Here is an 18,411-nt window from a genome sequence, read left to right on the forward strand (position 1 = left end):
CGGAATCAGTCGCGGGCCCGGATCCGGCCCAGGACCTCGACGGCGACGCTGGCGGCAAAGGAGGCAACAAGCGTTGCCATTAGCAGCGGAGCAGGCGGCCATTCGATACCGAGGAAGTCAGCCACGGCCGGGACTCCCAGCACGAAAGCCAGCGCGGCGTACATGGCGCCAATAATGCCCAGGCGGCGCAGATCGAACGGCCGGGACAGGACCGAAAGAATCCACAGCCCCGTCAGCGACAACGCCAGCACTGACGCCGTCCGCACCGCGTCTTCGGTAAAGCCTCCGCTGACCCGGGCGTAAAGCGAGATGGCAAGAATCGTGGCGGTGACGATCAGTCCGGCCGGCACGGCGAAGGACAGGGACCGCCGGAGGAATCCCGGGCGGTACCGGCGCAAGTTCGGCATCAGCGCGAGGAAAAACGCCGGGATGCCGATAGTCAGTCCGTCGGTCGCCGACAGTTGCCGGGGGAGGAACGGAAACCCCCACAACAGGGCGCCGAAGACGACGGACAATCCGACGGCATAAGCGGTCTTGGCGAGGAACAGCATGGACACGCGCTCAATGTTCGCGATGACCCGGCGTCCCTCCGCCACCACGCCCGGCAGGCGGTCGAAGCGGCCGTCCAGCAGGATCAGCCGGGATACCGCCTTCGTGGCGGCCGCGGCCGAATCCATGGCGATGCCGATATCCGCCTCCTTGAGGGCCAGCGCATCGTTGACACCGTCACCGGTCATGGCAACAACATGGCCGGAGCGGCGGAGCGCAAGGACCATGTCTTTCTTCTGCGAAGGTGTCACCCGGCCGAACACTGTGTGCTGCTCCATCACAGTTGCCAGTTCGTCAGGATCCCGGGGGAGCTGCCTGGCATCGTAGCCGCCGTCGGACTCGAGCCCGACCTCGCGGGCCACCGCTGCCACGGTCCGGGGGTCGTCGCCGGAAATGACGCGGAGCCCGACACCTTGCTCCCGGAAATAGGCCAGGGTCCGTGCCGCATCCGGGCGGATCTTCTCCCGGAAGGTCAGGAGCGCAGCCGGAACCAGCCCATCCGGCAGCGACGGGGTTCCGGCGTCGGGGACCTTCAGGGTGCCCGCAGCGTGGGCCAGCACGAGGGTGCGGAGGCCTGAGGCGGCAAGGTCCGATGCCGTCCCCAGGGCGGCTTCGGTTTCCGCCCCGCCGTCAAGCACTATGTCCGGCGCCCCGAGCACCCACGTGCCCGCGGCGTCCTCGCTGCCGGCGCCGCCGGACCCCGTGGACACGTCCGCGCCGGCAGGGGCAGAGCCGAAGCTGACCGCGCTCCATTTTGTCGCCGACGAGAACGCGACGGTGGAGACCGGGACGAGGGCCTCAGGATGGGGAAAATGCGGGGCCACGCACCGGGCAGTGGCATTGGCCTGGGGGTCGGCGCCGAACCACCCGAGCGCCAGTTTCCATCCTTCGGGCGGGGTGCCGCCGGCGGGGTGGACGGCGTCGAAAATGATCCGGCCCTCGGTGAGTGTGCCCGTCTTGTCCAGGCACAGGACATCGACCCGGGCAAGGCCCTCCACGGCGGCCAGTTCCTGGATGAGGACTTTCCCTTGGGCCAGGCGGAGCCCGCCGACGGCGAAGGCGACGCTGGTCATCAGCACCAGGCCCAGCGGGATCATGGCGATGACGGCCGCCACCGACCCTACCGCCCCGGTCGGCCAGCTTCCGGTGCGGAAGGCTTCCTCCCAGCCGCCCAGGGCCTGCATCTGGCCGTTGACGACGATGGCCATGATGGGCAGGAGCGCGAAGGTGATCCATCGCAGGATCCGGTTGAGGCTGTCCCGGATCTCCGAATGGACCAGGGAAAAGAGCTTCGCCTGCGCGGTCAGCCGGCCGGCATAGGAGTCGGCGCCCACCCGGATCACGCGGGCCCTGCCGTGGCCGGCGACCACGCTGGAGCCGGACAGGACCTCCATGCCCGCGTTCTTGCCCACCGGCCGGGATTCCCCGGTGAGCAACGATTCATCCAGCTCAAGGCCGTCCTCGTCGAGGACGGCGGCGTCCGCGGGGACCTGGTCGCCGGTCTGAAGCTCAAGGATGTCGTCTTGGACCACGTCCGCAGGCCCGATCACCTGGACGGCGCCGTCCCGCAGGACACGCGCGGTGGGCGAATTGAGGACAGCCAGCCGGTCCAGCTGAATCTTGGCCCGGAACTCCTGGACCACGCCGATGATCGCGTTTCCGACGGCGGCGAAACCGAAGAGCGCATCTTTCCATTGGCCCAGGAACAGCAGGAGCAGGAAGCTGGCGCCCACGATCCCGTTGAAGAGCGTCAGCACGTTGGCCTGGAAGATGTGCCACAGGCTCCGGCTCGTGTTGTTGGGAACGGCGTTGCTCCGGCCGTCGCGGACGCGGTCAGCGACGTCGTTGGCAGTCAGCCCACGACGGGTCAGCGCCTTCAGGGAGTGCCGGGCCGGACTCCGGTGGCCGGCCACGTCCTGGGTGCCTCGCTGAGCCATATGCGCCAATCTTCGGTGGTCCTGGGTGCTCCAAGCTGGAGCCCGACGCTTTCAGTGTGGCATGGCTTTGGCGCCCATTCAGCTTGAGGACGTACCCTGAGCGGTAACTTGAACTTGTCGAATGGATTCCGCATGCCAGAGCTCGACGTACAGGAGTCGCACTCCCCGCCGGTAACCATCGCCGACGCCGCCAGACTCCCCCTGAACGAGGTCCTGGAACAGCTGGGCTCCAGCGTGGACGGGCTGAGCGGCGCCGAGGCCGCCAAGCGCTTCGCGGAGGTGGGTCCGAACGCGGTCCGGACCCACCGGGCCAGCGGCTGGGCTGTCCTTGGCCGGCAGTTCGGCAGCCCCATCCTGATCCTGTTGCTCATCACCGCCGGGCTCTCGCTCTTCCTGGGGGATGCCACGAATTCCATCGTCATCGGTGTGATCCTGCTGGTCAGCGTGGGGCTGGGATTCAGCAACGAATTCCGGGCCGAACGCGCCGCCGAGGCATTGCATTCGCGCGTCACGCACCGCGCCGTTGTCGTCCGCGACGGGTCGGCCGGCGACGTTGACGTCACCGCCCTGGTGCCGGGCGACGTCGTTCATTTGGGGATCGGTGCGATCATCCCGGCCGACATGCGGGTGCTGACGGCCAAGGACCTGCTGTGCGATGAAAGCATCCTGACCGGGGAATCGCTGCCGGCCGGCAAGGACCCGGCACCGGTGCCCGGCGGCGCGGCGCTGGGCGACCTGACATCCTGCCTTTTTATGGGAACCGTGATCCAGTCGGGCAACTGCACGGGCGTGGTGGTCGCCACCGGCGGCCGGGCCGAATTCGGCCGGATCGCCCTGGGCCTGGGCCAGCGGCAGCCCCAGACCGAGTTCCAGCTGGGCCTCAAGCGCTTCTCCTACCTGCTGCTGCAGGTGGCGATCGCCCTCACCTCGCTGATCTTCATCGCGAACCTGCTGCTGCACCGGCCCGTGATCGAATCGCTGCTGTTCTCGCTGGCGATCGCCGTCGGGATCACCCCGCAGCTGCTGCCCGCCGTCGTCAGCACCAGCCTGGCCACCGGCACCCGCCAGCTGGCCAGGCGAAAGGTCCTGGTCAAGCGCCTGGTCTGCATCGAAGACCTCGGCGACATGGACATTCTGGTCACGGACAAGACCGGCACGCTGACGGAAGGACGGATCAGCTTCACTGGGGCACTGCCCGCCACCCCGGGGATCTCCGACGGCGATCTCCTCACCCTGGGGCTGCTCGCCACCGAAGCCGAGTATTCCGAGGCGAAGGCGTCCGCCGTGGGCCTGAACCCGCTGGACGCCGCACTGTGGGCGTCAGCGCAGGCCGCAGCCTTCGATCCGGCACGCTACGAGCGCCTGGACGTGATCGATTTTGACCATCAGCGGCGCCGGACCAGCGTGCTGGTCCGCGACGCCGGCGGCCCCGCCCGGATGATCACCAAGGGGTCCCCGGAAGACGTCCTTGCGTTGTGCGTCGATACCCCGGCGAGCGTGCAGGCCCTGCTGGATGAGCAGTTCGACGCCGGATCCCGCGTGGTGGCGGTGGCCACCCGCCCGGCCGCCGGTCTGGAGGACATGACGCCGGCCGACGAGAAGGACCTGGTCCTGGCCGGCTTCCTCATCTTCCTGGACCGGCCCAAGGCCAACGCCCGGGCCTCCCTGGACCAGCTTGCGGCGCTCGGCATCACGGTCAAGATCGCCACCGGTGACAACGCCAAGGTCGCCGAAAAGGTCTGTGACGAGCTCGGTGTGCTCTCGGGCGGGACGCTCACCGGCACCGAGGTGGAAGCCATGTCCGACGCCGAACTGGGCGCAGCGGCACGGGAGGCAAGCATCTTCGCGCGTGTCTCGCCCGAACAGAAGGCCCGGATCATCCGGCTGCTGCGCAAGAGCGGCGGTGCCGTCGGTTTTATGGGCGACGGCGTGAACGATGCGCTTGCCCTGCACGAAGCGGACATCGGCATTTCCGTGGACAGCGCCACCGATGTCGCCAAGGACGCAGCCGACGTCGTGCTGCTGGACAAGGACCTGGGGGTCCTCGCCGAAGGAGTGATGGAAGGCCGGCGGATCTTCGCCAACACCATCAAGTACGTGCTGATGGGGACCTCGAGCAACTTCGGCAACATGTTCAGCGCGGCCACCGCCTCCGTGGTGCTGAGCTTCCTGCCGATGCTTCCGGGGCAGATCCTGCTGAACAACCTGCTCTACGACACCGGCCAGCTGGCCATTCCGGGCGACCGTGTCGACAAAGAACAGTTGCTGGCCCCCTCGCACTGGAACATCGGGTTCATCAGGCGCTTTATGTTCCTGTTCGGACCGATCAGCTCCCTCTTCGACTTTGCGACGTTCGCCCTGATGCTCTTCGTCTTCGACGCGGTCCCCGGGGAATTCCGCGCCGGCTGGTTCATCGAATCCATCGCGACGCAGACGCTGATCATCTTCGCCATCCGGACCCGGCGCGTGCCGTTCTTCCGCAGCAGGCCGTCCTTGGGCCTGGCCGGCGCTTCCCTCGGGGTGGTGGCACTCGGGATCTTCCTCCCACTCTCGCCGCTGGCCGGGGTGCTGGGTTTCGATCCGCTTCCCGTCCCGTTCTTCCTTGCCCTGCTGGGCATGACCGTGGTGTACCTGGTCCTGGTGGAAACCGCCAAGCGCTGGTTCTTCTCCCGGGCGGCGCAGCAGCCTGCCGTTCCGAAGCCTCCTGTGGTGCGGCGCCGCGGCAGGACCCACCACATCGCCCGCCGGGCCGCACGCTTCAGTATCCCGGCCGCCGGCCCGTTGCTCACCAACCGGGGCCCGGGGCAGCGTCGAAGGCGCAAAACCGGGCACAAAGGCCCTCGCCCGGCCACGGTGTCCGGCGGATAGTTGAAGGGAGCGGCCACCGGGTCCATTCCCGAGCCTGCGGAATTCGCCAGTTGGCGACCGCGGTGCCGATGAGGCCAACGGCCGACGTCTCGACGGGGAGCCACGGCGATGAGCATTTTTAGGGACAGGGTTGACGCGGGCCGGCAATTGGGAAGGCGGCTGGCGGAACTGCGGGGCCAGGACATCGTGGTCCTGGGGCTTCCCCGCGGCGGCGTCCCGGTAGCCTTCGAAGTTGCCGCCGCCCTGGACGCACCGTTGGATGTGATCGTGGTGCGGAAGCTCGGACTTCCCTATCAGCCCGAGCTCGCCATGGGTGCCATCGGGGAGGGCGGGGCGCGGGTGCTGGAAGAGCATGTGCTGGCCCAGGCCAGGGTATCGGACCAGGAACTGCAGGCCGTCGAAGAGCGTGAGCGCGCCGTGCTGGAGAAGCGGGTGCTGCAGTTCCGGAAGGGCCGGACCCGGGCGGACCTCACCGGCCGCATCGCGGTGATCGTCGACGACGGGATCGCCACCGGCTCCTCCGCACGGGTGGCCTGCAGGATAGCCCGGAAGCTGGGGGCCGCTAGGGTGATCCTGGCCGTGCCCGTGGCGCCGGCAGACACCCTCGCGGCCCTGACTGAACCGGACGAGGTGGTCTGCCTGGCAACGCCGCGGCAGTTCACCGCAGTCGGCTACCACTACCGTGATTTCTCGCCGACCGACGACGAGGAGGTGGTGCAGCTGCTCGACCTCGCAGCCAAGCGGCTGCAGGATTCGCCGCCCGATTCGCGCAATGCGGCGGCAGCCGAGGCCAGCGACCCCGTCGACCTCGATGAGGAAGTGGAGATCCCGTCGCGGGGCGTCCGGCTCCAGGGCCAGCTCCACCTGCCGGTCCCGGCCACAGGCGTGGTGATTTTCGCGCACGGAAGCGGCAGCAGCCGCCACAGCCCGCGGAACCGGTTCGTGGCTTCGGTCCTGCAGAAGGCGGGACTGGGCACCCTGCTGCTGGACCTGCTGACCCCCGGTGAGGAACGTAACCGCGCCAACGTCTTCGACATCGAGCTCCTTGCGCGCCGGCTGTCCTCGGCAACCGATTGGCTCGCGACCCGGGGCGACACCGCCTCCTGCAGGGTCGGCTACTTCGGTGCCAGCACGGGTGCCGGGGCTGCGCTGTGGGCGGCGTCCGAACCCTCGGCGCGGATCGGCGCCGTCGTCTCGCGCGGGGGCCGTCCGGATCTGGCTGGTCCCCGGCTTTCGGCCGTTACCGCGCCGACGCTGCTGATCGTTGGCAGCCTCGACCACGAGGTCCTGGAGCTCAACCGCCAGGCCAAGGCCATGCTCCGCTGCCCCAACCAGCTGGCCGTGGTCCAAGGCGCCACCCATCTGTTCGAGGAACCCGGTACGCTGGCGGCGGCGGCCATCCTCGCGAGGGACTGGTTTGTCAGCTATCTGTTGCCTTCGGCTGAATCTAATCCCCAGGAGTAATCCATGAGCTATACCTACACCGCCGTCGTTCCTCTGAGCTGGGAGAACGCACTGGAGAAGACGCGTGCAGCGCTCGCCGCCGAGGGCTTCGGCATCCTTTCGGAAATCAACGTGCGGGCCACCTTCGCGGCCAAGCTCGGCGAGGACGCGGCAGAGGAACTGGGCGACTACATCATCCTCGGCGCCTGCAACCCGCAGCTCGCACGGCGCGCCCTGGCCGCCGAGCCGGAAATGGGGGCGCTACTGCCGTGCAACGTTGTGGTGCGGCGCGGAACCGGGGCTACGGAGACCATCGTCCATGCCGTCGATCCGCAGACCATGGTGCAGCTCAGTGACAGCCCGGCGGTTCGTGAAGTAGCGGACGACGCCGGGACCCGGCTCCGCGCGGTCATGGCGGACCTCGCGGGGACGGCTGCTGCGGTTTAGCGGTATTACCCCCGTACCCCTCGCAGACCCACGGTCCTCTTCGCGGCGGGAGGACATGCCCAGTCTTCGCGCCCGGGACCGGGCATAACCGGAATATATCCACTCGCTGACCCCTGAGTGGGGCATGCCCGGATCAGCGGGCGCGCTCCTTCCCGGTTGCTTGCCGCCGGACCGCCTGCGGGTCCCGGAAAAGCCCCGATTTCGGCGGCCCGTCTGTGCCGGGCGCTGAAGCAACCGGGGAGCAACGTCACGGCATCTGCCCGACACCGCCTGCGGCCAGGTCCTGGCCGACCCCGCCGCCTGACACCCGACGCACTAATGACAAGGCCCACTGGCCGCGCTGTCCCGGTCTAGGAGCCGTGCGCCTTCCGGCCGCCACCATGGCGGGTGCGCAAGGCATACGTCAGCAGGGCCAGGCCGGCCAGCACCATGACCGCCGGAATCACAAAGTCCATCGTTGTGAGGAGCACAGTGGCCTGCAGCGCGAAAATCAGGCCCAGGGCGGCAAGGACCCCGGCCGGGAGCAGGGGCCATTTCATCCGCGCTGTTTCGCGAGGACGGGACAGTTCCGGTGCGACGGCGGTTGATGACAACGGCAGTTCTGGGACCGGCGGTCCTGGCACCGCGGCCCCTTGCACGGCCGCCGCGCCCGGATGGTGGGCGGTATGGACCGGAACCAGGGACAGCGCGCCGAAGGTGGCGGCCAGGCCGAGGAACAGTACGGCCGCCACCGGCATGCCCTGGAGCTCGCCGGGGAGCGCCACGATCAGCGCCAGCGTGAGCATCACGCCGCAAGGAATTAGCGCCCACCAGTTGCCGTGCCCGCGCAGGAACACTGCGCCGAACCCGGCCCCCATGAACAGGAACAGTAAGGACCCAGCACGGTCCGCGGCAGGACCGGGCCAGAGCTGGGCGGTCAGGATGACCGCCGCCACGCCCAGGAACACGGAGCCGGGAATCGCGGCCCACCAGTGGTCCCTGCGGCGGAAGAACAAAGTGAGGAACGCGGCCCCGGCCACGCCGAAGATCAGCGGCCATACCAGCACGGCGCTGTTCATGATTCCGAGCAGGTCCATCAGCATCAGGATTCCGGCCAGCATCAATACAACGCCTGCAATGATGCTCGTTCTTGCCGGTTTCACCGTTTGCCTCCCCGGACCCGGCCCTCCGCCCGGGACCGGATGCCCAGCAGCATCCGCCGCTCCATCAGGAACTGCAGCGGTTCCAGCACCGGACGGAGCACAAGCCCCAGCGCCACAGGCGAATAGTCATACCGGGTCCGGGACAGGAGCCGGGTGGTGTGGGCGTCCACCGGCTGCAGCACAAAGGTCCAGCCGAGGTCCAGCCGGGGGCCGGTCCCGGGGACGCCCGGCAGTGCGATCATCCCGCTGCGGGGATCCATGGTGCCGCCAAGGCCCAGCACCGCCTCGACCTCCAGCCGCCGGACCGGAATCCCGCCGTCGGGGGACAGCGGGATGATGTCCCCGACGGCCAGGTGCTGGAATTCGGGCAGGATCCGGTCCGCGCTGTGTATCCCCAGGCCCGCAGCATTTTCCAGCGCATCGTAGCTGTACATGCCGCCGCGGCCGGCACCCAGCTGGACAAGCCACGGCCACACACGGGCCGCCGGGGCAGCGATGGTGACCGCACGGGTGGATTGCATCCGCGGCGTCCGGACAAACTCGTCACCGGGAAGCGGACCCGCGGCTTCCTGCGGGGTCGCGCCCCAGCGCAGCAGCCGGGGCCGGACGGCCAGGACATAGGCTGCCGCGGCGGCCGCCGCCGTCAACGCAGCCAGCGGTCCGCGCAGCCGTGCGGGCCTTGTCGTGGGATTCTTTCCGGGACGCAAGAACGTGGCCATGGCTCCTACCTTTCCGTCCCGGCCAAGGCCCCGGCACTGCCGGTGTGCGGGCGGTGCGTCTCGTTGCGCCGCATCACGCCCAGCTCCAGCTTCCCCAGATGCAGGGCGCCCAACACCAGGAAGAACGCGGACAGCGCCAGCGAAGAGCAGAGTGACACCGCCGACACGGCGACGCTGAAGAACGGCTTGAACAGCTCGCCCAAAGCGAGGGAGAAGATCAGGGCGAAGCCGAGCAGGTACAGGGCGGGCGCATAGACGAGCCCGGGCCAGCGTCCCCTGAAGGTCAGGACGGACAGGATCAGGAACGCGGGCATAACGAAGCACAGGTCCAGGATGAAGACAGAATAAAGCGAGTCGATCTGCTCGCCGGACTGCATAAGCGGCAGCAGCATCGCGATCCACAACGGATAGAAGATGAGCGGCTGCAGCAACGCGCCCGACGCCGAGAGCACCCTGACACCTTTCAGCAGCCTCGCCCGTTCCGGCCGCTCCGCGCGCAGCTTCAATGCGCCGTAGACCAACCCCCAGAAGGTCAGGGTGAAGACGGCCATGTACACGAGACAGAAGCCGTTGTAGGTCCGCTCGATCACGTAGATCCCGTAGGCGTAGAACAGGTAGCCGAGGATTCCCAGGGCGGAGATCTGTAGCTTGGGGCGGCCGCCGCGGGCAAGGAAGGCCAGTACGAGCAAGGAAAACCCGGCGATGGCGGAAATCAGATCCTGCGAGAGGGCGCCGGGAACCAGATCGGGGCGCACGACGCGCGCGTAAATATCGGGGAACAACAGCCCCGTGGCGGCCGCGATAACGGTCAGAACGCCGGTGAGTGCCCGGAGCGGCCACCGGCCGGGGCTCATCCCGCTGCCTGGGAGCCCTGCTGCTCCGCGGCCTCCTGGCCGACCACCAGCACCGGGCAATGGGCGTGCGCTGCACAGGCCCCGCTGACCGAGCCCATGACCTGGGCGAGGAAGCCGCCGTGCCCACGCCGGCCAACCACCAGCAGCTGGGCGTCCCGGCTCTCATCGATAAGGACCTTGGCTGGCGGCCCGAACTTCACTTCCCGGGTGAGTCCTTCCGGCCGTGCGTCGCCGAAGGCCCGTTCCAGTGCCTGGTCCACGAGGCGCTTAGCCGCCTCCTCCAGCTGGGAAGGGGTGGGGGTGCTCTCCGGCGGGAGGTGGGATGCCAGAAAGAAATCCGAAGTGCCCAGGCAGGTGACAACCGCCAGCGGCGCATTCAAGCTGGTGGCCAGCCGACCGGCAAGCCGGAGGGCCGTCGTTGAAAACTCGGATCCGTCCACGCCCACGACTATGCGCTGATCAGCGTTCATGGCCCCAGCCTGCCCCTGGCGGCCGATGCTGCCTAGGGCCAAAAGTCACGGGCCGCGGGGGCTGTGCGGCAACGCCTGCGGCCCTAGGGTGGAACCACGACCAGCAGAGGAGATCCTGATGATAATTGCAGTCACCGGAGGAAGTGGAAAGCTGGGCCGGAGCGTTGTCCGCCGGCTCATCGAGGACGGTCACCAGGTGACCAATCTGGACCGCACCGGCGAACGCGGGCCCGGCTCCACCCAGGTCGATCTGCGCAACTACGGCCAGGTGGTGGACGTTTTCCTGGGCCTGGAGGACCGGCACGCCGGCTTCGACGCCGTCGTGCACCTGGCCGCGATCCCGGCCCCCGGGCATGCGCCGGACGCCGCAACGTTCGAGAACAACATGCAGTCCAGCTACAACGTGTTCCAGGCGGCCCGCCGGGCCGGAATCAAGAAAATCGTTTATGCCTCCAGTGAGACAGTGCTGGGGCTGCCGTTCGACGTCGACCCTCCCTACATCCCGGTGGACGAGGAATACCCGGCCCGGCCGGAAAGCACATACTCCCTGGTCAAGCACCTCGAGGAGCAGATGGCGATCCAGCTCACCCGCTGGGACCCGGATTTGAGCATCACAGGGCTGCGGTTCTCCAACGTGATGGATCCGGCCGACTATGAGGAGTTCCCCTCCTTCGACGCCGATGCGACGCTACGGAAGTGGAACCTCTGGGGCTACATCGACGGGCGCGACGGCGCCCAGGCGGTGGCCCGTGCCCTGGAGCACGGCCAGCCCGGGTTCGAGGCGTTCATCATCGCCAACGAAGACACCGTGATGGGCCGCTCCAGCGCCAGCCTGGCTGCGGAGGTGTTCCCGAACGTCCCGGTGGTCAAGGAACTGGGAGAGCACGAGACCATGCTTTCGATCGGCAAGGCCAAGCGACTCCTGGGCTATTCGCCCGAGCACAGCTGGCGGCACTACCACTCGAACCGCACCACTCCCACCGAAGACTGAGGGCCGGCAAGGTCCCGGGCGCCGAGTCTTCGCGCGTCCGCACGGGACCCGGGGTCCACTACACGGTCCGGTCAATCCGGCTCAGTGAATGAGTTCCCGGGTCATGCCGAAGGGAACCTGATCCGAAAGCGCCGCGGTGTAGTGCCCGGGCTTGAGCCGCGTGAGCAGGATGCCGTGGGTGCCCGTGACCATGGCGAGCTCCTGAAGTCCGCTCACGGCGTCGTCGAGACGCTGGTCCAGGACCTGGCGGCTGTCGACTTGGATCTCGATGCATTCGGTTGCTGTGGTCATTGCAATGTCTTTCTTGGAGGTCATTCTTACCGGCCCCAATGGATTCAGGAACACTAAATGATATTTATAGTGCCGTCAAGTCCAGGGCAGGCCTAGGTTCGGACCATAAACCCGGTCGGAACGTAGCGCACGCCGTTGACCTGCAGTTCGAGTACGTGCGGACCCGGATAGTGGACCCTGGTGGTCATCTGGCGGAAGGCATGCCGCTTCGAGAATGTCCTGGTCTCGCCGGGGCCGAGGACCGGCGTTCCCAGCTTGAAAACCTTCTCCGAGAGATCCCCCTTCGCTTTCATGTAGTGCACCGCATAGTCGACCGCGAGGCGGACCTCTGCGGGGCCGTTGTTGGTGATCTCAAACTCAAAACCCAACTCGCCCGGGAGTTCGACGGCGGTGCGGTCCAGCCGGGGCGGTGACACCCCGAGCGATGCCGGAGGGAATCCCAGCAGGGCGAGTGCGCCGGGATGGGCCTTCTTCAGCAGGGTCCGGAGCCCGTGCCGGACAACCCGGGGCGTGTTCAGATCCGGCGCTGCCATCCAGCCGGCCGCCGCTGCCACCGCTTCGTCCGGAGCATGGCGGGCGAGGTCATTCAGATGGTTGGCCACCGAGCGCCGGACGTCCGCCTGCTGGTCCCGGTACAGGGCGTTGAGGATCGGCAGGGTGGCTGCCGGCCGGGCCGTGATCTCGGGGACGCGGATGGCCCACGGCAGGTACGGGCGGGTGCCCTCGCTGGCGAGGCGGCGGACGTGCCAGTCAGGATGGGACGTCCAGGGCTGGATGGCTGCCAGCGCCCGGTCCAGATCGGCGGCGAGGAGTCGCCGGATCGCGAATTCTCCGGTGAGCCGCGGCGTGAGTTCGGCGAGCAACTGCAGGCAGTCCTCGACGCCGCCGGGGTCCGTAGACGCCAGGGCCAGGGAGGCGGCTGTTTCCGACACCGGCCAGATCATCCAGCCGGTGAAGTCCGGATCGGCGAGTGCCAGGCGGAAGGTTCCTGCCGCCGTCGTGTAGTCCTCCGGCAGATCCGCCAGGAGGGCACGGCTGATGAGGTCCGTCCGTTCCCGCAGGCTCAGTTGATCCAGTTTCCCGGCGGCCCTGGCCAGGTGCGTCCAGCCGGCGTGCGGTGACGCTGCGGCGAGGATCCGCCCGAGCGAGCCGACAACGGCCTGATTGATCAGTTCATTCATGACGCCCATGCCCTCAGGCTACCGGTGCCTGCCGCCGGGAGCCGGATATGCAGGGCCGGCCACCAGCCTCCCGGGAACGCCAAAGATTCCGGAATCACTGTAATCTTCACCGGAGAATGTCCACATACGGCGCTGAGGCGGAGATGGAAAATGGCTGAGGATCGAACAGGCAAATCGCCGGGCTGGTGGCGGATCTTCCACGAGAAGTTCGTGGTCGAAGAACGCTTCATGAGCGCGCCGGCGCGCAGGAATCTTTACCGCACCTCCGCCGCGCTGGTGATCCTGGGCGCGGTGATGTTCGTCGTGATCCTGGCTGGCGTCCTCCAGCAGGGCGGCGTCTCCGCCGGCGACGAACCCGTGCGCTCGTGGCTCGTGACGCTGCGCGCCGAACCCACCACGACCATCATGATCATCCTCGCGATCGTTTTCGGTCCGGTCGGCCTGCCGATCATCGTCCTCGTGGTCACCGTGGCCTGGGGTCTCCTGGCCAAGCACGCCTGGCGGCCGATCCTGCTCGCGGGGGCCATGCTGACCGGCGTCATCCTGGCCCAGATCATCGGCCACCTTGTGGGCCGCCACCGCCCTCCGGTGGACCTCATGCTCTTCGGGGCTGACTCGACCTTCTCCTTCCCGTCCGGGCATGTCCTGGGCGCCTGCGATTTCCTTCTCGTCACAACGTTCCTGGTCTTCTCGCGGCGGAGCAGCCCCCGGGCCGCCGTCGTCGGTTTCATCGTGGCCGGAATCGGTATTTTCTTCGCTGCGGCCAGCAGGCTGTACCTGGGTTACCACTGGCTGACCGACGCCCTGGCATCGTTCTCGATCTCGCTGGTGGTGCTGGGCGCCGTGATCGCGCTGGACACCTGGCGGACCGCCCGGATTCCGGGCGAACGGGTCACCGGGACGCTCTCGAAGGCCGACACCAGCCCGGAGTAGGCAGGAGCCGGCATCGGCGGCCGCCCGCATCTCAGCGCCCCCGGGCTCGCTCCAGCGCGGCCTGCAGCCGGGCATTGGCGGCTTCCAGTTCCAGCACTTTGGCCACTCCGGCCAGGTTCAGCCCCTCATCCAGCAGTTCGCTAATCCGCCGGAGTACCGCCAGATCCGCGTCGCTGTACTGGCGGGTGCCACCCGCCGTGCGGTCCGGGGTGAGCAGGCCCTTGCGCTCATAGAGGCGGATATTCTGCTGCCCGGTGCCCACCAGGTGGGCCACCACGGAGATCGCGTAGAGTCCCATCTCCTGCGCACCTTCCGTCATGGTCCTCCTTCAAGCCGTCCGCCAGATTCCCCTTGCAACAGTCTTGCACCGGTGCTATAAAAAATCTATATCCACCACAACAGATAATCGGTCTAGGTGGATACAGGAGAAACACAGAACTCGCGCTGAAGGAGTGGGAAATGATGTTGATGCGTACAGACCCGTTCCGTGAATTCGACCGGCTGGCCCAGCAGGTCTTCGGAACGCCGGCACGGCCTGCGGCCATGCCGATGGATGCCTGGCAGGAGGACGGCGAGTTTGTCGTCGCCTTCGATCTGCCGGGGGTCAATGTCGACTCGATTGACCTCGATATTGAACGCAACGTCCTGACCGTTCGGGCCGAACGGCGGGATCCGACCCAGCCCAACGTCGAACTGGTCGCCTCAGAACGTCCGCGGGGCGTCTTCAGCCGGCAGTTGATCCTTGGCGAGACCCTCGACACAGGAAAGGTCAAGGCGCACTACGCCGACGGCGTCCTGACCCTCCGCATTCCGGTGCTGGAACAGGCCAAGCCCCGCAAGATCGAGATCAGCCACAAACAGGACACGATGCAGGAGATCGGCAAGTAGCCGAGGGAAGCGGCGGGCGGCCCCCCGCCTCGGGTAACCGGGGCGGCAACCGGGGCCGCCTGGCCCTTCGCCCGCCGCCGCCCACGACCCGCTGATCCCGTTGTTGCCCGTCCCGGTCCCGAGAGAGCTGGAACCATGCACGGTGACTCGCGCGGCTATTACGCCGCACTCCAGGTGGCACCCGACGCGACGCAGCAGGAGATCAGCCGCGCCTTCCGGGCATTGATGCGCGTGCGCCATCCCGACGTCGGCAATCCAGCAGGCGCGGACGACGTGCGTCCCGTCCTGGAGGCTTTCGCCGTGCTGCGGGATCCGAAGTCCCGGGCAGCCTACGATCTCGCGGAGGGCCACGCGGACGGGCCGCGCGGTCAGGCCGACGGTCCCCGGGACATCCCGGTGCGCCACATCCGGCACCGGGGGCCGCTGTTGCGTGTCACCCCGGTCCGCTGGGAGCGCGGCCCCTGGCTCGGTCCCCGCTAGCGCTCACGACGGGACGGGCCGGGCGGCGACGAGGAGCAGCAGCAGTGCATAAGAGTAGGACCGCAAGAGAAGGAGTGCAGCCATGAGTGCATGGCGGCGTTACGATTCCCACCTGATGCCGGTATTCCACGAGCGGTTTGAGAGGCGGTGGGGCAAGGGTACGGCCCCTTTCCTGGACCCGGAGGCCCTCGAAGCGCCGCTTCCCCGGGCGCAGTGGATCAATATTGACACCGGTGCGGCCCTGGCGGTGGTCCCCATCTGGGCCGCCGAGGACAGCCAGCGCCGCTCCTTCGGCGTGTTCTATCTGCCACCGGCGGGCGACATCTGGGTGCTGCGGCCCGGCTTCACGGACTACCTAGAACCCTCGACGGCCGAGGCGGAGCATCTGCGGAACGACGCGTTCAAGAAGGCCGTGGCGCACGCCAGGGAGTTCATCTTCGGGCCCGAGACCGTGGGCTACTGACGCCGGAGTATTACGCCGGGGCATGGCGGCGCCGGTCGTGGCGTGAGGGTCCGCCGCGGCCTAGAATCAGTCAACCGCCTGCAGAACTACAGAGGGAATCCAGCGATGACTGCTTCCGCCAAAGAGCTGGCCGCCCGGCTCCCGCCACACTTCACCTTGGGCGTGGCGACAGCCGCCTTCCAGATCGAAGGCGCGCTTGACGAGGACGGACGCGGCCCGTCCGGGTGGGATGTCTTCGCCGCCAAGCCAGGCGCGATCGTCGACGGCCACAGCCCGGCCGTCGCCTGCGACCACTACCACCGGATGCCCGAAGACGTGGCGCTGATGAAGGAACTGGGGATCGATTCCTACCGGTTCTCGCTGTCCTGGTCCCGCATCCAGCCCGGCGGCAGCGGCCCGGTCAACCCCGCCGGACTGGACTTCTATGACCGGCTGATCGATCTGCTGCTGGCCAACGGGATTTCCCCCATGGCCACGCTGTACCACTGGGAGACACCGCTGCCCCTCGACGAGGCCGGCGGCTGGATGAACCGGGACACGGCCTACCGGCTTGGGGAATTCGCCGCCATTGCGGCGGCCGCCTACGGCGACCGGGTGGCCCGGTGGGTCACCGTCAACGAACCGGCCACCGTCACCACGAACGGCTATGTCCTGGGCGTCCACGCGCCGGGTGAATCACTTATGCTCAAGGCACTGCCGAGTGTGCACCACCAGTTGCTGGGCCATGGGCTGGCCACGCAGGCGCTCCGGGCGGCGAAGGTGGCCGGCGGGATCGGCATCACCAATGTCTACTCCCCGATGGTCCCGGCCTCCGCCAACCCGCTGGACAAGGTCAGTGCCGGGCTCATGGACGTGGCGCAGAACCGGCTCTATGCCGACCCGGTCCTCCTGGGAAAGTACCCGGATGTGATCCGCGCGGCCACGTTCTTCTCGTCATTCAGTCCGTCCAGCGAGGACATGGAGCTGATCTCGCAGCCGCTGGACTTCTACGGCCTGAACTACTACATGCCCACCAGGGTGGCGTCCGGCCCGGGCGAGGGTGCCGTGCCGGAGGGTATGGCCGAGGCGATGGGTGATGACCTGGGCGGCACTCCCGGTGCGCCGTTCCACATTGAAGCCTTCCCCGACACCGAGACGACCGCCTACGGCTGGCCGATCAAGCCGGACTACATGGCCGTGGCCCTGGCCGAGATGGCCGACCGGTACCCGGACCTGCCGCCGGTCTACATCACCGAAGGCGGAGCCAGCTTCGAGGACCTGGAGATCCGGGACCCGGCGGCGGACCGGCTCATCATCCCGGATGAGCGCCGCGTTCAGTACCTGGCGGACCACATCGAGAGCGCCATCGCAGCGACGTCGCCCGGGGGTGCCGCCGAGGGGATTGAATTGCGCGGCTACTACATCTGGTCACTGATGGACAATTTTGAGTGGTCCGCCGGCTACAAGCAGCAGTTCGGCCTGTTGCACGTTGACCGTGGCACCATGGTGCGGACGCCGAAAGCCTCCTACTACTGGCTCCAGGAACTGCTCGCGGCCCGGACCGGCCGGGCACCGCAGGCTCCCGGCGCGCACGCCCCCGGCGCCCAAGTCCCCGGCACCGGAGAACCGGTGGAGGACGCCGACGTCGAACCTCCCGCCACGGCGGACCGGTGAATCCGGGCTAAGGGTCCGGGGGAGGGATCAGAGGAGGCCGAGGTCCTTCAGGCTTTTTGCCATCCCGGCGCCGTCCGGCGAATAGATCCACGGGACGGCGGAGCCGGTGTGGTCACCGTTTTCCGAATGGCCGCCGGCCAGCACAGCCTCGCCGGCAGAGAGCTGCCGGATGCCGATGGCCGCCACGCGGTCACCATACTGCTTGGTGAACCCGGAGTAGATCGCTTCATCGTGCTGGCCGTTGTCCCCAAACAGCAGCCAGCGCATGTCCGGGAACTCCCTGGCCAGCAGTTCCAGGTTCCGGTGCTTGTGTTCCTGGCCGCTGCGGAACCAGCGGTCGGGGGTCAAACCCCAGTCCGTCAGCAGCAGGGCGCCGGACGGGTACATATTGCGGCTCAGGAAGCGCGCCAGCGTGGGGGCGGCATTCCACGGGCCGGTGGACAGGTAGATCACCGGCGCGTCCGGATGCTCCACCAGCAGCCGGTCCATCAGGACGGCCATGCCGGGGGTCGCCATCCGGGCGCGTTCGTTCAGCACGAAGGTGTTCCACAGGGCAAGGAACGGCCGGGGGAGCGCCGTCACCATGATCGTGTCGTCAATGTCGGAAACGATCCCCATCCGGGTGTCCGGGGAAATGACGAAGATGGCGGCCTCGGCAGGCTCCGTGCCCTCGGCCCGCAGTACGGCCTTGTGCCAGCCTGGCGTGAGCGAGACCGGCACGACGACGTCCACCAGGCCGCCGCGGTCAGCCTGCACCCGCGTCGTCACGCCGCCGATCTCTATGTCGACGTCAACGAACTGGATCGGCACGGAAGTGAACGCGCGCCAGCCGCGGACGTTCTGGTTGCCGTTCTGGGCGGCCTGTTCCGCCTGGCTGCCCGGAACCAGCTTGCTCGTGAGCAGCACGCGGCCGAGCACGCGGACCCATTCGGTGGAGCCGTATCCCTGGTAAGCGATGATCTGCGGGACGAACTTCGAGCGCCTGGCAGTCTTCATCCGAAGGCGGTTGACCGTGTCCGAGGTCCAATGGGCAAACCGGAACACCCGGTTCCCGGACACCGGCCGGTGCTGCGGTGATTGCTGCGACGCCAATTCCATGCCT

The 18,411-nt window shown here is 67.8% G+C and carries 18 protein-coding genes; 9 read left to right on the forward strand and 9 right to left on the reverse strand.

From position 1 onward, the window contains the following. Nucleotides 1-5 precede the first annotated feature (5 nt). Nucleotides 6-2,486, reverse strand: a complete 2,481-nt coding sequence (locus tag E5206_RS05395; RefSeq protein WP_136321596.1) for an HAD-IC family P-type ATPase — start codon at nt 2,484-2,486, stop codon at nt 6-8. 132 nt (nt 2,487-2,618) lie between these two features. Here E5206_RS05395 and mgtA point away from each other — a divergent pair, with 132 nt between their 5' ends. From mgtA to E5206_RS05410, 3 genes are all read left to right on the forward strand, one after another. Then, on the forward strand, nt 2,619-5,354 hold the full coding sequence (gene mgtA, locus E5206_RS05400; RefSeq protein WP_136321597.1) for a magnesium-translocating P-type ATPase: 2,736 nt from the start codon (nt 2,619-2,621) through the stop codon (nt 5,352-5,354). Nucleotides 5,355-5,462: 108 nt separating this feature from the next. Then, nucleotides 5,463-6,818, forward strand: a complete 1,356-nt coding sequence (locus E5206_RS05405) for a phosphoribosyltransferase (protein WP_136321598.1) — start codon at nt 5,463-5,465, stop codon at nt 6,816-6,818. A gap of 3 nt (nt 6,819-6,821) precedes the next feature. Continuing rightward, the gene (locus tag E5206_RS05410; RefSeq protein WP_136321599.1) at nt 6,822-7,244 is read left to right on the forward strand and encodes a DUF302 domain-containing protein; all 423 of its coding nucleotides are present in this window, start codon (nt 6,822-6,824) and stop codon (nt 7,242-7,244) included. Between the two features lie 350 nt (nt 7,245-7,594). Here E5206_RS05410 and E5206_RS05415 read toward each other — a convergent pair whose 3' ends face one another. Genes E5206_RS05415 through E5206_RS05430 form a run of 4 tightly spaced genes read right to left on the reverse strand, consistent with a single transcriptional unit; the run spans nt 7,595 to nt 10,429 of the window. Next, nucleotides 7,595-8,386, reverse strand: coding sequence for a hypothetical protein (locus E5206_RS05415; RefSeq protein WP_136321600.1), 792 nt, complete (start codon nt 8,384-8,386; stop codon nt 7,595-7,597). Then, entirely contained in the window at nt 8,383-9,105 is a 723-nt protein-coding gene (locus E5206_RS05420) for an SRPBCC family protein (RefSeq protein ID WP_240689969.1), read from the reverse strand. The genes E5206_RS05415 and E5206_RS05420 overlap by 4 nt, the downstream gene beginning before the upstream one ends. A 5-nt stretch (nt 9,106-9,110) precedes the next feature. Further along, complete coding sequence (locus E5206_RS05425) at nt 9,111-9,959, reverse strand: hypothetical protein (RefSeq protein ID WP_205760015.1); 849 nt, start codon at nt 9,957-9,959, stop codon at nt 9,111-9,113. After that, nucleotides 9,956-10,429, reverse strand: a complete 474-nt coding sequence (locus tag E5206_RS05430; protein ID WP_136321601.1) for a universal stress protein — start codon at nt 10,427-10,429, stop codon at nt 9,956-9,958. Before E5206_RS05430 ends, E5206_RS05425 begins: the two co-directional genes overlap by 4 nt. Nucleotides 10,430-10,547: 118 nt before the next feature. On the opposite strand from E5206_RS05430, the gene E5206_RS05435 reads away from it, so the two are divergent. Further along, nucleotides 10,548-11,420, forward strand: coding sequence for an NAD(P)-dependent oxidoreductase (locus E5206_RS05435; protein WP_136321602.1), 873 nt, complete (start codon nt 10,548-10,550; stop codon nt 11,418-11,420). Nucleotides 11,421-11,501: 81 nt separating this feature from the next. Here the strand turns inward: E5206_RS05435 and E5206_RS05440 are convergent, their stop codons facing one another. Both E5206_RS05440 and E5206_RS05445 read right to left on the reverse strand, forming a co-directional pair. Continuing rightward, nucleotides 11,502-11,711 (reverse strand): hypothetical protein, encoded by a 210-nt coding sequence (locus tag E5206_RS05440; RefSeq protein ID WP_136321603.1) that lies wholly within the window; start codon nt 11,709-11,711, stop codon nt 11,502-11,504. Nucleotides 11,712-11,803: 92 nt separating this feature from the next. Beyond that, nucleotides 11,804-12,901 carry a DNA alkylation repair protein gene (locus tag E5206_RS05445; protein WP_136321604.1) on the reverse strand — a complete coding sequence of 366 codons (1,098 nt, stop codon included), beginning with the start codon at nt 12,899-12,901 and terminating at the stop codon, nt 11,804-11,806. A 141-nt stretch (nt 12,902-13,042) separates the two neighbouring features. Between E5206_RS05445 and E5206_RS05450 the strand changes: the two genes are divergently transcribed. Next, nucleotides 13,043-13,825, forward strand: a complete 783-nt coding sequence (locus tag E5206_RS05450) for a phosphatase PAP2 family protein (protein WP_136321605.1) — start codon at nt 13,043-13,045, stop codon at nt 13,823-13,825. Nucleotides 13,826-13,856: 31 nt separating this feature from the next. On the opposite strand, the gene E5206_RS05455 is transcribed toward E5206_RS05450, so the two are convergent. Continuing rightward, nucleotides 13,857-14,144 carry a MerR family transcriptional regulator gene (locus E5206_RS05455; RefSeq protein ID WP_136321606.1) on the reverse strand — a complete coding sequence of 96 codons (288 nt, stop codon included), beginning with the start codon at nt 14,142-14,144 and terminating at the stop codon, nt 13,857-13,859. Nucleotides 14,145-14,287: 143 nt separating this feature from the next. Here E5206_RS05455 and E5206_RS05460 point away from each other — a divergent pair, with 143 nt between their 5' ends. The 4 genes from E5206_RS05460 to E5206_RS05475 all read left to right on the forward strand — a co-directional run bounded on the left by E5206_RS05460 (nt 14,288) and on the right by E5206_RS05475 (nt 17,309). Then, entirely contained in the window at nt 14,288-14,713 is a 426-nt protein-coding gene (locus tag E5206_RS05460) for an Hsp20 family protein (RefSeq protein WP_136323976.1), read from the forward strand. 135 nt (nt 14,714-14,848) lie between these two features. Next, a complete protein-coding gene (locus E5206_RS05465; RefSeq protein ID WP_136321607.1) occupies nt 14,849-15,193 on the forward strand; it encodes a J domain-containing protein in 345 nt (114 codons plus the stop codon). Nucleotides 15,194-15,275: 82 nt separating this feature from the next. Next, nucleotides 15,276-15,656: a hypothetical protein gene (locus E5206_RS05470; RefSeq protein ID WP_136321608.1), complete on the forward strand. Its 381-nt coding sequence runs from the start codon at nt 15,276-15,278 to the stop codon at nt 15,654-15,656. A gap of 105 nt (nt 15,657-15,761) precedes the next feature. Next, nucleotides 15,762-17,309: a family 1 glycosylhydrolase gene (locus tag E5206_RS05475; RefSeq protein ID WP_136321609.1), complete on the forward strand. Its 1,548-nt coding sequence runs from the start codon at nt 15,762-15,764 to the stop codon at nt 17,307-17,309. A 27-nt stretch (nt 17,310-17,336) separates the two neighbouring features. Here E5206_RS05475 and E5206_RS05480 read toward each other — a convergent pair whose 3' ends face one another. Further along, nucleotides 17,337-18,407, reverse strand: coding sequence for a phosphatase domain-containing protein (locus E5206_RS05480; protein ID WP_136321610.1), 1,071 nt, complete (start codon nt 18,405-18,407; stop codon nt 17,337-17,339). Nucleotides 18,408-18,411 lie beyond the last annotated feature (4 nt).

Origin of the sequence: Arthrobacter sp. PAMC25564 (genome assembly GCF_004798705.1) — a bacterium.
Classification (GTDB): Bacteria; Actinomycetota; Actinomycetes; order Actinomycetales; family Micrococcaceae; genus Arthrobacter.

Coding starts and splice junctions, on each gene's coding strand:
- E5206_RS05425 (WP_205760015.1), bottom strand. CDS start 9,959: ATGAGCCCCGGCCGGTGGCCGCTCCGGGCACTCACCGGCGTTCTGACC.
- E5206_RS05480 (WP_136321610.1), bottom strand. CDS start 18,407: ATGGAATTGGCGTCGCAGCAATCACCGCAGCACCGGCCGGTGTCCGGG.
- E5206_RS05475 (WP_136321609.1), top strand. CDS start 15,762: ATGACTGCTTCCGCCAAAGAGCTGGCCGCCCGGCTCCCGCCACACTTC.
- E5206_RS05455 (WP_136321606.1), bottom strand. CDS start 14,144: ATGACGGAAGGTGCGCAGGAGATGGGACTCTACGCGATCTCCGTGGTG.
- E5206_RS05435 (WP_136321602.1), top strand. CDS start 10,548: ATGATAATTGCAGTCACCGGAGGAAGTGGAAAGCTGGGCCGGAGCGTT.
- E5206_RS05465 (WP_136321607.1), top strand. CDS start 14,849: ATGCACGGTGACTCGCGCGGCTATTACGCCGCACTCCAGGTGGCACCC.
- E5206_RS05460 (WP_136323976.1), top strand. CDS start 14,288: ATGTTGATGCGTACAGACCCGTTCCGTGAATTCGACCGGCTGGCCCAG.
- E5206_RS05430 (WP_136321601.1), bottom strand. CDS start 10,429: ATGAACGCTGATCAGCGCATAGTCGTGGGCGTGGACGGATCCGAGTTT.
- E5206_RS05450 (WP_136321605.1), top strand. CDS start 13,043: ATGGCTGAGGATCGAACAGGCAAATCGCCGGGCTGGTGGCGGATCTTC.
- E5206_RS05405 (WP_136321598.1), top strand. CDS start 5,463: ATGAGCATTTTTAGGGACAGGGTTGACGCGGGCCGGCAATTGGGAAGG.
- E5206_RS05420 (WP_240689969.1), bottom strand. CDS start 9,105: ATGGCCACGTTCTTGCGTCCCGGAAAGAATCCCACGACAAGGCCCGCA.
- E5206_RS05395 (WP_136321596.1), bottom strand. CDS start 2,486: ATGGCTCAGCGAGGCACCCAGGACGTGGCCGGCCACCGGAGTCCGGCC.
- E5206_RS05410 (WP_136321599.1), top strand. CDS start 6,822: ATGAGCTATACCTACACCGCCGTCGTTCCTCTGAGCTGGGAGAACGCA.
- E5206_RS05470 (WP_136321608.1), top strand. CDS start 15,276: ATGAGTGCATGGCGGCGTTACGATTCCCACCTGATGCCGGTATTCCAC.
- E5206_RS05445 (WP_136321604.1), bottom strand. CDS start 12,901: ATGGGCGTCATGAATGAACTGATCAATCAGGCCGTTGTCGGCTCGCTC.
- mgtA (WP_136321597.1), top strand. CDS start 2,619: ATGCCAGAGCTCGACGTACAGGAGTCGCACTCCCCGCCGGTAACCATC.
- E5206_RS05440 (WP_136321603.1), bottom strand. CDS start 11,711: ATGACCACAGCAACCGAATGCATCGAGATCCAAGTCGACAGCCGCCAG.